This window comes from Pedobacter superstes (assembly GCF_037622515.1).
In the GTDB taxonomy this organism is placed as follows: domain Bacteria; phylum Bacteroidota; class Bacteroidia; order Sphingobacteriales; family Sphingobacteriaceae; genus Paradesertivirga; species Paradesertivirga superstes.
In genome coordinates this window covers 1,054,536-1,069,438 of record NZ_JBBJCN010000001.1, presented here as the reverse complement: position 1 = coordinate 1,069,438, position 14,903 = coordinate 1,054,536, and the positions used below count along the sequence as shown (strand labels likewise).

The 14,903-nt window shown below is 37.5% G+C and carries 12 protein-coding genes and 1 pseudogene; 9 read left to right on the top strand and 4 right to left on the bottom strand.

Features of this window, described 5'->3' with window-relative positions; genetic code table 11:
• Positions 1 to 5 precede the first annotated feature (5 nt).
• The 6 genes from WG906_RS04515 to WG906_RS04490 all read left to right on the top strand — a co-directional run bounded on the left by WG906_RS04515 (position 6) and on the right by WG906_RS04490 (position 9,399).
• Positions 6 to 962 carry a DUF5017 domain-containing protein gene (locus WG906_RS04515; RefSeq protein WP_339991330.1) on the top strand — a complete coding sequence of 319 codons (957 nt, stop codon included), beginning with the start codon at positions 6 to 8 and terminating at the stop codon, positions 960 to 962.
• Between the two features lie 87 nt (positions 963 to 1,049).
• Positions 1,050 to 1,901, top strand: a complete 852-nt coding sequence (locus WG906_RS04510) for an Ig-like domain-containing protein (protein WP_339991329.1) — start codon at positions 1,050 to 1,052, stop codon at positions 1,899 to 1,901.
• A 377-nt stretch (positions 1,902 to 2,278) separates the two neighbouring features.
• Positions 2,279 to 3,310, top strand: a complete 1,032-nt coding sequence (locus tag WG906_RS04505; protein WP_339991328.1) for a LacI family DNA-binding transcriptional regulator — start codon at positions 2,279 to 2,281, stop codon at positions 3,308 to 3,310.
• 95 nt (positions 3,311 to 3,405) lie between these two features.
• Entirely contained in the window at positions 3,406 to 4,287 is an 882-nt protein-coding gene (locus WG906_RS04500; RefSeq protein ID WP_339991327.1) for an N-acetylglucosamine kinase, read from the top strand.
• Positions 4,288 to 4,892: 605 nt separating this feature from the next.
• Positions 4,893 to 6,560: a glycoside hydrolase family 43 protein gene (locus WG906_RS04495; RefSeq protein ID WP_339991326.1), complete on the top strand. Its 1,668-nt coding sequence runs from the start codon at positions 4,893 to 4,895 to the stop codon at positions 6,558 to 6,560.
• 13 nt (positions 6,561 to 6,573) lie between these two features.
• A complete protein-coding gene (locus tag WG906_RS04490; protein ID WP_339991325.1) occupies positions 6,574 to 9,399 on the top strand; it encodes an endo-acting ulvan lysase-like protein in 2,826 nt (941 codons plus the stop codon).
• Positions 9,400 to 9,498: 99 nt separating this feature from the next.
• Here WG906_RS04490 and WG906_RS04485 read toward each other — a convergent pair whose 3' ends face one another.
• A complete protein-coding gene (locus WG906_RS04485) occupies positions 9,499 to 9,729 on the bottom strand; it encodes a DUF2798 domain-containing protein (RefSeq protein ID WP_339991324.1) in 231 nt (76 codons plus the stop codon).
• Between the two features lie 872 nt (positions 9,730 to 10,601).
• On the opposite strand from WG906_RS04485, the gene WG906_RS04480 reads away from it, so the two are divergent.
• Entirely contained in the window at positions 10,602 to 10,916 is a 315-nt protein-coding gene (locus WG906_RS04480) for a hypothetical protein (RefSeq protein ID WP_339991323.1), read from the top strand.
• A 278-nt stretch (positions 10,917 to 11,194) separates the two neighbouring features.
• Here the strand turns inward: WG906_RS04480 and WG906_RS04475 are convergent, their stop codons facing one another.
• The 3 genes and pseudogenes from WG906_RS04475 to WG906_RS04465 form a co-directional block, all read right to left on the bottom strand.
• The gene (locus WG906_RS04475) at positions 11,195 to 11,446 is read right to left on the bottom strand and encodes a hypothetical protein (protein ID WP_339991322.1); all 252 of its coding nucleotides are present in this window, start codon (positions 11,444 to 11,446) and stop codon (positions 11,195 to 11,197) included.
• A gap of 196 nt (positions 11,447 to 11,642) precedes the next feature.
• Positions 11,643 to 12,116 carry a thermonuclease family protein gene (locus WG906_RS04470; RefSeq protein WP_339991321.1) on the bottom strand — a complete coding sequence of 158 codons (474 nt, stop codon included), beginning with the start codon at positions 12,114 to 12,116 and terminating at the stop codon, positions 11,643 to 11,645.
• Between the two features lie 68 nt (positions 12,117 to 12,184).
• Positions 12,185 to 12,664 (bottom strand): annotated as a pseudogene (locus tag WG906_RS04465) (SOS response-associated peptidase).
• A gap of 213 nt (positions 12,665 to 12,877) precedes the next feature.
• Between WG906_RS04465 and WG906_RS04460 the strand changes: the two are divergent.
• Together WG906_RS04460 and WG906_RS04455 are read left to right on the top strand one after the other, a co-directional pair.
• The gene (locus WG906_RS04460; protein ID WP_339991320.1) at positions 12,878 to 13,657 is read left to right on the top strand and encodes a hypothetical protein; all 780 of its coding nucleotides are present in this window, start codon (positions 12,878 to 12,880) and stop codon (positions 13,655 to 13,657) included.
• A 164-nt stretch (positions 13,658 to 13,821) separates the two neighbouring features.
• Positions 13,822 to 14,283, top strand: coding sequence for a hypothetical protein (locus WG906_RS04455; RefSeq protein ID WP_339991319.1), 462 nt, complete (start codon positions 13,822 to 13,824; stop codon positions 14,281 to 14,283).
• Positions 14,284 to 14,903 lie beyond the last annotated feature (620 nt).

The following is a 14,903-nucleotide window of genomic DNA, read 5'->3' as shown; positions in this document are numbered from 1 at the left end:
AAAAGATGAAAAATTATAAATTTCTTTTACCAATTTATTTTATGGCTTCAATATATGGTTGCAAAGAAGCAGCTCTAGAAGCTCCGGATTTCGATGTAACTGTAGAAAAAACAACTTTTGCTGTGGCAGAAGATATTGTATTTACTCTTAAAGGTGACCCGGATATGATTACTTTTTATTCAGGGCAGCCAGGAAAGGAATATGATAAGTTGGAAAGAATTACTGATCCTCAAGCCACAAATCAACTAGGGTTTGCAGTTAAGTATAATGATAATTTCACCAACGCTGCTATCAATCAGCCAAGAAATCTGAGCGTATTCGTTTCCAACGAATTTAATGGAAAGTGGAACGATTCCGCCAGTGTTGTGAATGGGAATTGGATCGACATTTCTAACAGAGTCACCTGGCCTTCTGTAACAAGTACATCTGTTGTTACAAGTCTGTTCGACGTTTCGGACTTTCGAAGTCCAAGGGATACGTTCTTTGTCGCATTCAGATATAAGAGCAGTCCTTCATCTGCTACTTCAAAAGCAAGAGCATGGCAAATGTCTAATTTTAAGTTCAATAATATAGGTTCAAATGGCTTGGTTTACTTCAATGGAATAACCACAAATAATGTTACTTCCGCTAACGATAACCGGTTGGCCGGTTTCAATGCATACAGTTTTAAAGGGAGTTCTGTTAAAGATTCATTAAAATGGAACCTTGACGCAACTTCAACTTTTCCTACCGGCGTGGATGGTCTTAGTGATGAGGATTGGTTGATTTCAAGGCCTTTTAAGATGTCGAGTATTATTCTTGATCGGGGAGTTTATATAAAGAAGAGATTGGATGTTGTGAATTCATACCGGTATAAATATACCTCTCCCGGAACCTATAATGTAACCTTTGTCGCAGTGAATTCAACTGTTGAAGGGGGTTCAAAGTCAACTGTTAAACGGTTGACACTTACTATTGAGTAAAGTCAGGATTAACATTAGTGAATCCAATGACTATATTCAGCACCTAGTAAGGTGTGTAATCACAATTTCATTTTTAATATTAATAATATGAAAAAATTAACTTTAATATTTCTCTCAATTTTAGGGGTAATGTCTTGTAAAAAAGAAGAAGGGATACCCCCGAGTTTATCGTTCACAGTGAATGCCAGGGCGGTAAATGAAACACCTTTTATTATTACACCTCCACTAAGCGATAGTGATGGATCGTTCAGTTACACAAGCAGTAATTCGGCAGTGGCTTCGATATCAGATAATACTGTCACGATAAACGGTATTGGAGAAACAACTATAACCGCTACTCAATCTACTTCTGGAGGTTTTTCCGCTGGTGCAGTTGAAGCGACCTTTAAAGTACTTACTGAAGGACAGTTAGAAATAGGACAATGGCATCAAGGCGGTGTAATATTTTATCTAAATGCTACTGGCGGGGGTATGGTGATCTCCGATCAGGATGTAGCTTACGCTCCCTGGAGTAACGGTAAGCTTGTAATTGTTGGTACTGCAATTCCACTTGGAACAGGGTTAGCAAATACCGATAAGATTATTACGTCAATGGGTGGAGAGGGTGATTATGCTGCTTGGTGGGCCAAAAAATATAATGGCGGAGGATACACAGACTGGTATCTTCCAAGTGTTGAAGAACTTGCAATAATTCGCTCAAGAAAAGATAAGATTGGAGGGCTTAAGGAAACTAATTATTGGTGTTCTACAGAATATAATAGTCACAATACTGGTTCAGGCACACCTATAAGCCATGCATATTTTATATATTTTGATCCCTATAAAAAAGATTCAGCCAATTTTACAAACATGAAAGCATATGATGGGCAGACGGTATGGATAAATAATACATTTAAAGAGAGATTTAATTTTGCTGTTAGAGCAGTACGTTCCTTTTAAGCATGTTTTGAATATAAGTTCCCCACATACTTAAAAGGATGTGGGGATCAAATTCTCTGAAGATTAAATCGAAAAGTCCGAAAAAATAAAGGTTACTCCCAACCCATGTTTAAGTTCTTGTTTATTTCCTCAGATTTCTTTCTCTGGTGCTACGGTCATTAATCATGGAATTCTTAATCTATCCACGACAAAAATGAGATCCAGTTGCATTATTAATAAAGGGGAACGAAATACCAAAGGACTTTTTGAAACGTGTTGAAGATATTTGATAAAAAATAATTAATGTAAGATGAATTATTTATTATTGTAAGGCTGATTAGTATTTACACTTTCAGGTGTCATATGATTCTAGAAAGTTTTATTAATTAGAAATATAGATGAAAAAAAAGATTTCAATAGGAGATATCGCTAAACATTTGAATATTTCGAAAACATCTGTTTCGTTTGTTTTAAATGGAAAAGCTCGCGAGAAGCATATCAGCGAAAGTCTTGAGAAGAAGGTTTTAACCTATATTAAAGAAGTAGGCTATAAACCGAATGCCTTTGCACGGGGGTTGCGTACCGGCAAGACCAAGATTATCGGTATGTTGGTCGAAGATATCTCTGATCCTTTTTTCGCCAGTATAGCTCGCATGATTGAGGAAGATGCCGACAAAAAGGGATACAGAATTATCTACAGTAGTACAGAAAATGATACCGAAAGAACCAAAGCGCTGATCCATATTTATCGCACCAGGCAGGTTGATGGCTATATTATTGCTCCGCCACCCGGAGTTGAGGAAGATATAGAATCGTTAATGCATGATAATCTGCCTGTAATATTGTTCGACCGATATTTTCCTGATCTGCAAACAGACAATATTGTGGTAGATAATTTCCAGGCATCTTATAATGCTGTTCAGCATTTCTTTGTTAATGGCTATAAAAATGTTGCCTTTGTAACGCTTCCCTCAGAACAAATACAGATGAAGGAGCGACTTAACGGTTATCAGCAAGCGATAAACGAGAGGAAAGACAAGGCTTATATTAAGAAGATCGGATTTCATGATGAGCATAGTTTGATTGTAAATGAAATCGAGGAATTTCTTAAAGCCAACAAAAGAATTGACGCGGTTTTTTTTGCTACCAACTATATTGCCGATGCGGGACTCGAAGCAATACGAGATCTGGGTCTGTCTATTCCTAATGATCTGGGTGTTATCGTTTTTGATGACTGCCGCCTATTTAGATTATTTACCCCCTCAATAACTGCCATATCGCAGCCTATTAAAGAAATATCAGAGACTATTATAAAACTTCTTTTAAGTAAGCTCTCTTCCCCATCTAAAGCGTTAGAGCCAAACACAGTAGTGATTCCTACGTCCTTGATTATAAGAAATTCGTCCCGCCAGGTTTCCATAGAAGCGTAAGTGCTTTTAAAGGTTTTATAAAATAATGGAGCTTTTTAGCAAAAATAACTAAACCGATTTAGTATTTTTGTTTAACTTTTTTAATTTTAACATACATGATATTAATTGCTGACGGAGGATCCACTAAAACAAGTTGGTGTGTGATTGACAGTGTTCAAGAAAGATCTTATTTCGAAACAGAAGGCTATAATCCTTATTTTGTAAGCAGCGAATATATCATTGCCTCATTAACACGCAAATTGCCTGCCGGACTGAACCCGTCGGACATTAGGGGGATTTATTTTTATGGTGCAGGAGTTCAGAATGAGAGCAAGGCCAAAGTGATTAAAGACGCGCTGGGAGATATCTTTCTTAATAGTGTTGTATTTGTTGGACATGATCTGCTGGCATCAGCCAGAGCTTTATTAGGCGTTAATTCAGGGTTTGCGGCTATTCTCGGGACCGGAACTAATTCATGTTTATATAACGGCAAAAATATAACACATCATATCGATTCTGGTGCTCATATTCTGGGAGATGAGGGCAGCGGTTTTTATATAGGTAAAAAACTATTGATAGACTATATACGGGGTCAGATGCCTGTTGAAATATCTGCTAGCTTTAAGGAAATTTATCAGTTAACAGTTGATGATATTCATGAAGCAGTTTATAGCAAGCCTCTCGCTAATCGCTATTGTGCTGGATTTAGTAGGTTTATTAATGATGCTAATCTCAGTAATACTTACGTAAGAGATGTCGTGAAAAGCTCTTTTGATGATTTTTTTAGAAAAATTGTCTCAAGATATCCAAAATATGAAGATTATACTTTTAACTGTGTAGGATCTGTTGGATATAGTTTCTCTGGGATTTTGACTGAAGTCGCGAAAGAGTGGGGAATGGAAGTAGGAAAAATTATAAAAACTCCTCTTCCTGATTTGGTGAATTATCATATGATTGAAGGGTCACTAACTGGGTTTGGAACTAATGTGGCCTCTTAATGAGGTTTTTGAATTGAAACTTTAGGCTCTAAGGTGTCTTTAAACAAGAGTTAATGCACCTGTCCGACATCGCAACTCAGTCAGTAAATTTTGATGTAATTGTTATATAATATCAGGTATTTAAATTAGTTGGTTTCTTTTAGGTCAATAGGGGAGAAACGAGGGACAATAGGTGAAAAGGCTGAGCCTGTTGAGCTATGTTTTTATTTAGTGAAACGAAGAAGTGGCTTTATTCAGAACCACCGAGTAACACGACTTGTTTCTTCCAGTACACAGGAAACATCGGCTAAACCTATTTGTTTATTTAGCTTTACCTACTGATCAAGAGTTTAAGAAAAAATTCTCTAGAAGGCTTTTGTTTCTTCAGCTTCTATTTCCGGTAGCCGGTAGTCAAAGTTTTAAACCTTCAAATGAAAATAAATCTTACTAAATCGATTTAGTTTGTTATGTTTGGTTCAGTAAACCGAGTTTTATAAAACGACATAGTATTAAAATTTTCTCTATAAATTGGTTAGTTCCCCGGCTTTTTGTATTCCCACAATAGGTCGGGGTTTTTATCGAATCTATAGAGGTTTTGTTCGTGTCGCTAATAACAAATATCAAGTATGTCTTGCAGATTGCTTTTTTTTAAAAGATTAAGTTTTTTTAGTCTAGTTTTACTAAACGCCTGTGCTCTTAGTCATAAAAACTCTTTCATCCCTCCCCAAAATTATGTATCACAGGTTTGGGTTTCAGATAACGGGGATGGCACTTACAAGAACCCTGTTTTATTTGCTGATTATTCTGACCCTGATGCTATTCGCGTTGGCGATGATTACTATTTAGTTTCGTCCAGTTTTAACTGTACCCCCGGCCTTCCGATTCTTCATTCCAAAGATTTAGTAAACTGGCGAATCATAAATTATGCACTCAAGAAGCAAGTTCCAAGTGATGTGTTTGATGTTCCGCAGCATGGCAAAGGCGTTTGGGCGCCTTCTATAAAATTCCAAAAAGGCGAGTTTTATATTTATTATCCTGATCCTGACTATGGGATTTACATGATCAAAACTAAAGACCCGGCAGGGGAGTGGTCTAAGCCGCTCTTAATGCTTCAGGGTAAAGGTATTATTGACCCGAGTCCTTACTGGGATGAAGACGGCAAAGCTTATTTGAGTATAGCCTGGGCAGGTAGCCGGGCGGGTGTAAATAGTCTGCTTACAGTTTACCGGATGAATACGGGAGGCACAGCTGTAATTGATGAAGGGCGAAATGTGTTTAGCGGTCATGATTTTCACCACGCAGTTGAAGGTCCTAAAATTTATAAGAGGAACGGCTACTACTATATTTTTGCTCCGGCAGGTGGTGTGGCTACGGGTTGGCAACTAATATTAAGATCTAAAAACATCTATGGCCCGTACGAAGAAAAGGTAGTTTTAGAACAAGGAAGTACCCAGATCAATGGGCCTCATCAGGGTGCATTGGTTGACACCCAGACTGGTGAGTCCTGGTTCCTGCATTTCCAGGATCGGGGCGCGTACGGAAGAATTCTTCATTTGCAGCCAGTAAACTGGATTAATGGCTGGCCCGTAATGGGGATGGATAAAGATGGAGATGGCAAAGGTGAGCCGGTATTGTCCTTTAGAAAGCCAAACGTAGGTAAGATATATCCCGTAAATACTCCTATAAAAAGTGATGAATTTAACTCTGATGCCCTGGGATTACAGTGGCAGTGGCATGCGAATCCGAAAGTAACATGGAGCATGCCTATTCAAAATGAGGGAGTGTTACGCATGTTTGCATTTCCGCAACCTGTAGGTTCTGTTAATCTATGGCCGGTACCAAACTTATTGCTTCAAAAGTTTCCGGCACCAGAATTTACCGCGACAACAAAAATTGAATTAAACATTGAATGGGATGTCTGGCAAAGTAAAAAGGCGGGCTTATTAATTATGGGGAATGATTACTCATATTTAGCGATATCGAAAAATGAAAAAGGATTCCGGGTATCTCATGTAGTTTGTACGGAAGCATTAAGTAATAAGGAAGAAAAAATAATCGCAGAAGCGCAACTCGCGAAAAAAGAAGTGTATTTGCGGGTAAACGTTAAATCGCCCGATGCTATGTGTACCTTCAGTTATAGCCAAGATGGAATAAATTTTAAAACTCTCGGTACTCCCTTTCAGGCGAAACCGGATAAATGGATCGGAGCGAAAGTGGGTGTGTTTGCGACAAGTAAGGCCGATGTACGCACCGGTGGATATGCGGATGTGGATTGGTTCAGGATAGAAAAATAGAATATTTCATAATATGAGTAAGGCTTTAATTACCGGCTTTTTGTTTTTTTTAGCAGCACCGGCATTCGCGCAGCAAATAAAAATACCCGCTGTTTTGTCCTCAGAGCACCCGCGTTTACTGGTGAATGCCAAAACCGGTAAATCAAATCTTGAGAAGCTGATTGCAGACAAGGAATGGGCGAAAAATACATTCGAAAAGGTTAAATCTACTATCGATCCTTACGTAAGGCGACATCAAACAGATCCGCAATGGATCGTTTCCCGTTTGCAGATGTATTGGAAGTCTAAAGCTACCGATGTTTATATTAAAGGTGGAGTGTATTCGCACGCCAGTGGCGAAGCTCCGGTTCCTACCGTGCGCTTTACCGGAACCAGGGATAATCAAACGATTTATGCCGCTCCAAAACTGGAGGATCTGCAACCGTATATGGACGACACTAAAGGTATTTATTTGATAAATACTACAAAACCAGGTCGTCCGATGGAATGGGCCGAACAGTCCAAAAGCGGAAGAATAATTGAATCGATTAATAGTCAGATAATGGGAATGGCGCAATCTGCCGCGTTTCTATATTGGTATACAGGTGAAGAGAAGTACGGGAAATTTGCATTCGATCTTTTTGATACGTACATGACCGGGATGTATTACCGAAAAGAGCCTATCGATCTCAACCATAGCCATAATCAAACACTGGTGGGCTTAACTTCTTTTGAAGTGATACATGAAGGTGTGTTGAATGAGTTGACCGGTACGTATGATTTCTTGCATAGCTATATTGAAAAGAATGCAAAAGATAAGCACGGTATGTATGTTGAGACCTTAAAAAAGTGGGCCGATATCATTATTAAGAATGGCGTCCCTTTCAACAACTGGAACTTATTCGAAGCACGTTTTGTTGCTATTATAGCTTTGGTGCTCGAAAATGATGGAAATTATGCAGACGGAAGAGGCTCTCACTATTACCTCAATGAAATCTTCAATAAAAATGCCATCAGGCAGTGGTCGTTGCCCAAACTTATTAATTACGGCTATGATATGAATACTGGTTTCTGGAACGAAAGTCCCGGGTATGCTTTTGGAGTAATGAAAGATTTTATAGAATTCGTGTCCTTATTTGATCAGGTATTGAATATAGATTTGCTTGAGCAGCTGCCTGTTTTGAAAAAAGCTGTTTTAGTTATTCCTGAGTATTTGTTCCCTAACGGATATACGGTAGGATTCGGTGATACATATCACAGCAGGCTTCCTTTAGAATCCGCTTATAAGCTGGTTGACAATGCACAAAAGAATAATAAACCAGAACAGGAAAAAATGTACACCAAGTTTATAAAGACAATGGAAGCTTTAGGTGGAGCGAGTTCAAATGGCACTCATAGGGTATCTGGTAATTTCACGTCTTTATTTGCTTCCGAAGCTGTCGTTCTTAAACAAGATATTAAAGCCGCTAAGCCAGGGGATTTCATAAGTTCGTCTTTTTATGCGCCTAATGTGAGTTACGTTGTACAGCGCAGTGGCCTTGACCCTTATTATGGTTTAATGATATCTCAGGCCGGATCAGAAGGTAATCACGCACATGCTAACGGGATTGCTATGGAACTTTTCGGAAAAGGTACAGTGATGGGAGCTGAGAAAGGTATTGGGACCTCGTATTTTCAGCCAGACTATAAGGAATATTATTCTCAATTTCCTGCTCATAATACTGTTGTGGTAGATGGCATTTCTTCTTATCCTGAAATGAGAAGTAATCATGGATTCGATTTAAAAAGTGGATATCCTGCAAGCGGTCAGAAGTCTGTATCAATTCCAACCGTAACTTATTCGGACGTCTACTTTTTAGAACCCGAAACGAATGCTGATCAACGTCGCTTAATGAGCATCGTAAGAATAGACTCAACAGCAGGATATTATGTGGATATCTTCCGGTCAAGAAAAAAAGAGGGAGGAGATAAACGCCATGACTATTTTTATCATAATCTCGGCCAGGAATTAATTTTGAATGATAGACAAGGCAAATCTCTTGCTCTTGCTCCAACAGAAAAGCTTGCTTTCGCTGATGGCGATCTTTTTGCTTACGATTATATCTACGACAAAAGCTCTGCTAGCACCAGTAATGATTTTAGCGCTATTTTTAAACTTAAGCTCCCTGGAAAAGAGCCATTGGCCATGAATATGTGGATGAAAGGTTACCCTGACAGGGAAGTATTTAAAGTTAAAACTCCTCCATCCAAGGCAGTAAGCAGAGGACTAGTAGCAGATTCAATTGCTAAACTTCCCATGCCGGCAGTTGTAGTTCGCCAAAGTGGCGAAGCCTGGACCCGACCATTCGTAGCAATTTATGAACCTACCGATAAAGCGGGCTCATCCATAAAGTCTATCGCATCGTTTGCTATTGAAAATACAAGCGAAGTTGGAGTAGGCTTACTGGTTGAACATAATTCAGGAAACAAAGATTACCTGTTTTCTTCAGCTGAAATGACGAAAATGATTTATGCAGATTTGAAAGTACTGGGTACGTTTGGTCTGATAAGAGTAACTGAGCAAGGAGTGCAGCAACTGTTTTTGGGTAATGGGACAGAAATAGAATGCGGAGCTTACACAATTCGGTCTATAACTCCCACAACTGTATCTTTAACAATAAACGGAAATTCCCTTTCCTTTACTTCCGATAAGCCAGTGATTTTTGCTATTCCAGATAATTATAGAAGCGTAAAAGAAATTTCACTTGTAGGTGAGAATGGTGATTTAGTTGTAAAGGGTAAGAGAAATAAGCGAAACGATACCGTGGTATTTAGCCTGCCCCCTATGAAATTAGATAGCTTGATAATAAAATCTCGATAGCCTCACGGTTATAGAAGGGACGTAAAAATCCAATACTAAGACTTGTTCTAACTAATGAGTTGTCAAATGCTGTTTTATTCAATCAGCCGTTGATAATATCTATTTTTCTAACTTCGAAACAACTTTTACAGTTGCCTTTCCAGCCGTGGGAATAATGAAAAAGGCAGCAAGGTATGCTACAGGAGACATTACACACCAGGAATGAAAAACTTTTAATAGCCACCCGTTTTCAAATCCATGATTACGAGCGATTGCAACCATAGCCATGATTAACGTCATTGGTAACACTACAAAGAAGGTCTGAATGAGTTTTATGCGTTTCGTTTTCAAATCTTGATAATTAATAAATTTACTCTTTTGCTACTAGCCATTTAGCCACCTGTCCAAATCACCTAAAATTTGCGGAGTTATCTGATGCCTATGTTATATTCACGATAATCAAGCCGTATTTCAAAACTTTCTAAATACTTCTTAGCATCTCTTGCATAATGTATCGGTAAGGTGTTGTCCTGAACCCCATGGGCAATAAATACTTTCAATTCCTTCCTTTAATATGGTACGCACCTGCTGCGATTACAAGTACGCATTTCACATCCTAATGAGTATTTATACTGTCCTTTTAAAAATATTTTTCATGTTCTCCTCACCGATTACTCATGCCACTTGCTTACCGGAAGCTGCGAAGTAATGATCAGAGAGTGGCAGTCTTCGATAATCTCCATCAGCAAGGTTAAAGACAGGCATGGTCTAAACAGTTTAAGTTCGGGTGAGCTGAAGCTTTTAGCAAGAAAAATGTACTCGGTAAGTTGGACTCCGTTCGCCAAAGATTAATCAACAAGAGATCTTTTGGAGATGCCCGGTCAGTGTAGTGTCAAATAAAAACTTTGGCCATTTTAAAAATAGCCATCGTCTGTAAAAACCATAGAAGTACGTTTCTCTTATGAAAATACCTTAATAGATACTTAATGAAAGGAAGTTTGTATGCTGTTAATGGTTGATTATTAATAACATACATTTCTGGAAAATGTGACTGAAAATCCTTGTGTCGCTGGTTCGATTCCAGCTGGTACCACGAACAAGCCTTCTATAGTGATATAGAGGGCTTTTTTCGTTGTATCTGTGTTTTATCTGTGTTTTAAAACACAGATAAAACACAGGTGTTTTCTCAATTTCTTCAGTGAAACTATCTAAAGCCAATTACAATGGAGATGGTTTCCTATCAGTTCTTTTTACGCGATGCAAATCCGAAAAAGAAAGCGTATTCAATTTATTTACGAGTAGTCTTTAGTAAGACCGACAAATTAATTCTAAGCTCTAAAGTACAGGTGACTCTAAAAGCTTGGGACCCTGTGGACCACCGAGTCAGAACGTTGGATGATGAACATGAGATAAAGAATGAATCATTAAAGGCTTTTAAGGGCAGCATATCTTCGATTGTGGCCAAATTACAAAAGAAAGATGTACCCTTATCCAGTGAACTTGTAAAGAATCAAGTTGAAGGTTTGAGTCGTTTATAGCGTACGTGTTTGAATAGCTGGGCTTTTACCCCGGATGAATAATATAAATAAGAAAATAAACAATTACGAGACCCATTGCAATACTATAAGCTGTATAGAACCATTTTAGATTAAAAAATCCGAGCAAGTTTATAATAGCAAAGAGAATTAACAGGTACAGCGGTTTTATTGGAGTCGAAAACTTTGTTCGTGGGTCAAAGAAGTAGATGGATAAAAACAAGAAGTATAACAAAAAAGCTATAATTGCGATTGTTGATAGTTTAAATTTCATAGTAGGATTACAGCAAATCTTCAATTTCTGCAAGAGAAACACTTTCCCAGTATGGCTCAAGCAATCCTGTTGTTTTAAAAGGTTTGATTCCCGTGATCTTATTTAATTTAGTGTTAAGAATAACCTCGACAAAGAACTCTCCTAAGAAATAAAGCAAGATTGTCGAATCTCCACATGGTCTATCAGCAATGAATTGGCTCTGCCAAATAGATTCAGCTTGTTCATATTCATTAAGTTTATTAAACTCGTATAGTGTCATATTTCAATTCTAAATCTTTTCGGAAAGAGAAAGCTAAAAACTTTTAGTCCAAATAACAATAAAGGCAACAACGCAAATGTTATTCTGATTTCAAATCCAATGTTATGTGGCGATGCAAGCACTGCAATTGCAAATAAAAAAGAGGCGACAGAAGCAAGAGTAAGTAAAACTCTAATCAAGTAAATAATTGGTTTGGTCATCTGCCAGCTTTCCTAAACTCCCAAGGTGGAATCTGATTCTTAATACTCCACACACCTAAACGAATTGACTTTGCATAATCTTCAAGAACCGCATATTTCTCCGATTTATCATAGTGTTTATAATGCCAGGCTAAACCACCTTTAAGCAGTTCTTCATTAAGAATTTTACCATCTGGAAGTATCACAACACCAATCGTTCTTCCATATCTATCAATATGGTTTATTTGAACATCAACAGTTTTTGAAAATGCTAATTCAGATGTAAACTGCTTTGCCCGAGTTCCAAAGTCTTGTTTACTCTCAGGACAATCAATGCCATGAAATCTAACTTTAACTTGCTTATTACCTTCAGTAAGGATAGTAAAAGTATCACCATCAGCGATTCTAACGACCTTTCCCGTTATTGTCTCTTGAGAAATAGCTAGGCTGGTAATGAATAAAAGAAGAAGGTTGAAAACGAGGTTTTTCACACGCTAAATATAGAAATTGAATTCAGCAAATCTCTATCAATTCTTATACTCGTCTTCATTACCAACTTTCATAACAGGATAACATCTGGTAATTTATTTGGCACAGGCTCTAAAGCTTCCTGATACGATAATTCCATATCTAACCATATCTTCGAAGTTTCATCAGTTAGAAAGGCTGGCATCCTTCCTTTAGTGTTATGAATTTTAGCCATCATACTATTAGCAGGAAGAGTGATCACGGTACAACTTGGAATCAGTTCACCCGTTTCTTTGTTAGCCCAGGCAGTCCACAATCCAGCCATATAGGTGAACTAGCTATTCTTTGCCTTTATAAGGTGAGGTTTGCTGTTCTACTTTTTAATTGGATCTTCATACTGCCATTCATGAAATCCTGAAGTAATCACAACACAGTGCTTCTTACCTATCAAGGGTTTCCACAGAGGTGATTCTTCCAACTTCTCTATAGTTGCATTGAAGGTGCTATACACATAATGCCGTCGAAAGGCAAAGACTATATGTTTGTATAGAAGATTAATTACGGTTGGCATGTCTATGGGGATAATAGTCTTGACGAAACGTTCCTTGAACAAATCGCTCCGCAGTTAGAGGAATTATCAAAGCTTGGTAAATAGTAAAAAACAAATGTTGGCTTGTAAAGAATCAGCTTACTATTTAAAAGTTCAATAAGATCAATATGCTCGCTGATATACTTTTAATTGTATTTTGCAGCCAAACCTGACCATATCAAAAAAAACGCTGTTATGTCCTCAATTAAAAAGCTGCTATTGTGTCTTGTGATGTTTATTTCGGCAGAGACTATTGCATGCACATGCGGCAGAATTCCTATACTTTCAAATTACCAGCTTTCAGAGTTTATAGCCTCTGCGAAAATTCTAAAAGTCGAAAAAAGCAATGATGAGGGCTATCATGACATTACTATTAATTTGATAAAAGTTTATAAGGGAGCACTTATAACCAAGCTAAAAGTAAGAAGTTTGTATGGAAGCTCCTGCTCATTTCTTCCTTCTGTAAACACTACCTGGCTGATCTTTGCTTCGAAGGATGACAGAGGATTTCTAAGTTTTGGTTTTTGTTCTGGGAGTGAACAAATTCATCCTGATGTCAAGATTATTACCTATCCAAACTCAGGCAAAAAACACCTAGACTTGAAATTAGAAGTTTTATCTTTTCTGAAAAAGTACAAAATTTCTGCAATTAATCAGTTTAATCTAAAGATGAACGATTTTAATGTTAGCCAAGATGGCTTACCTGGCTACACAGAACGGAACAGGTTTGCTTTGTATGAAATAGCTGTAAACCAAGACTTATCAATTGGAAACATTCGTACTCTCAAAGGATTCAACAACAAAGATCTATCTAAAGAATTAATTGGGCGCCTGCGAGACAAGCTTAAAATAGAAACTGAAAACGTAAATGTAATTCCCGAAAAGACAAAAATAGTACTTGCATACTTCTACCATTCAGCTGAAGGAGGAAGACCGAGTTTTGTTAGTAATGGGGATTATGCTTGGTACCGTTAAAGGAAATTAATGATAAAACATCAGCAGCCAACACCAGCTTTTCAAAAGTGGCGGGTGACCTATTGTAACGGCTACTTACCATCATACCTTTTAAAAGCAAACTATTCCAAATACGATTGAAAATATTACTTTAGAGGAATGAGTTTAAAAACCCTTCGACCTATATGAAACCACTCATTACTTTTTTCACTTTTATTATATCGCTAAACGCATTTTCACAGGATGTCAAACAACAATTATTTGGTGAATGGAAAGTTGTTTCCGTCGATAATGGAGAGGTTTATTACAATTGGGAAAAAGATTCGGTTTCAGTTTCTGATGAGTTCAAAGAAAGATTAGAAGACCCCGAATCTAGTAACCTTCTTATTCAGCTAGTTAAAACAATGTATCCAAACAAATTCATATTCAGCTCTACTGCAGTTACACAAACTTCTAACTTAGAAACGTCATCAAGATCCTATACAATCGATGAAAAGCGTCATCTAATCATCCTAAAAGATAGAAATTCGCTTGGAAACGAAACTCCATTCGAAATGAGTTTCAGGATTTCAGATAAACTTCTCTATCTAAACATGCCATTGACAGATTCAGAAACAAAATTTGTATTGAAAAAAATCGGCCCATAAACCTTTGCAGCTGAGTTTGAAATGCTTGCAAATCTGCGTAATCCGACTCGTTATGTCCATTAAATAAAATTTCTACCTACTATGCTTGCTGACCTTTTTAAAATCATTGGACTATATCTCGCAGTTTTAATTTTACTAGTAGGACTGGTAAAGCTTATTTTATCGTTAAGAAACAGGTACATATCTTTTATAATCACAATAAAACACTTGATCATCACTGCCTTAGTGGGAAATCTTTTGTCTTTCATAATTTATAAGACCTTCGTACCGCCTGGTACTTATTGGTGGGGTGATTTACCTAACAGTTATATTATCGTGCAAGGAATAATCGCTTTCTTACCAATAATCTCCGTGACATTGGCCTTAATTTGGACATTGAAGAAGCAATTTCGAGGAGCAAAATAGAATAAAGACAGATATGAGTTTAAATTATGCCCTCGGGACGTGAATCTAGTTCGATGGGAAGTATTCAGATCAAATCATTGTTTTTCACTACTTCTTTACAAGCTAACTGAGTAACAACATAGGTGCACAAAATTCATTCTACTCTTAAATCTTTATACACCTGGTTAAAAAAATGTGCAGTTACCCAACTTTTTTTATATTAGCTATCTGCTATT

Coding starts and splice junctions, on each gene's coding strand:
- WG906_RS04515 (WP_339991330.1), top strand. CDS start 6: ATGAAAAATTATAAATTTCTTTTACCAATTTATTTTATGGCTTCAATA.
- WG906_RS04505 (WP_339991328.1), top strand. CDS start 2,279: ATGAAAAAAAAGATTTCAATAGGAGATATCGCTAAACATTTGAATATT.
- WG906_RS04495 (WP_339991326.1), top strand. CDS start 4,893: ATGTCTTGCAGATTGCTTTTTTTTAAAAGATTAAGTTTTTTTAGTCTA.
- WG906_RS04475 (WP_339991322.1), bottom strand. CDS start 11,446: ATGACACTATACGAGTTTAATAAACTTAATGAATATGAACAAGCTGAA.
- WG906_RS04480 (WP_339991323.1), top strand. CDS start 10,602: ATGGAGATGGTTTCCTATCAGTTCTTTTTACGCGATGCAAATCCGAAA.
- WG906_RS04455 (WP_339991319.1), top strand. CDS start 13,822: ATGAAACCACTCATTACTTTTTTCACTTTTATTATATCGCTAAACGCA.
- WG906_RS04460 (WP_339991320.1), top strand. CDS start 12,878: ATGTCCTCAATTAAAAAGCTGCTATTGTGTCTTGTGATGTTTATTTCG.
- WG906_RS04500 (WP_339991327.1), top strand. CDS start 3,406: ATGATATTAATTGCTGACGGAGGATCCACTAAAACAAGTTGGTGTGTG.
- WG906_RS04510 (WP_339991329.1), top strand. CDS start 1,050: ATGAAAAAATTAACTTTAATATTTCTCTCAATTTTAGGGGTAATGTCT.
- WG906_RS04490 (WP_339991325.1), top strand. CDS start 6,574: ATGAGTAAGGCTTTAATTACCGGCTTTTTGTTTTTTTTAGCAGCACCG.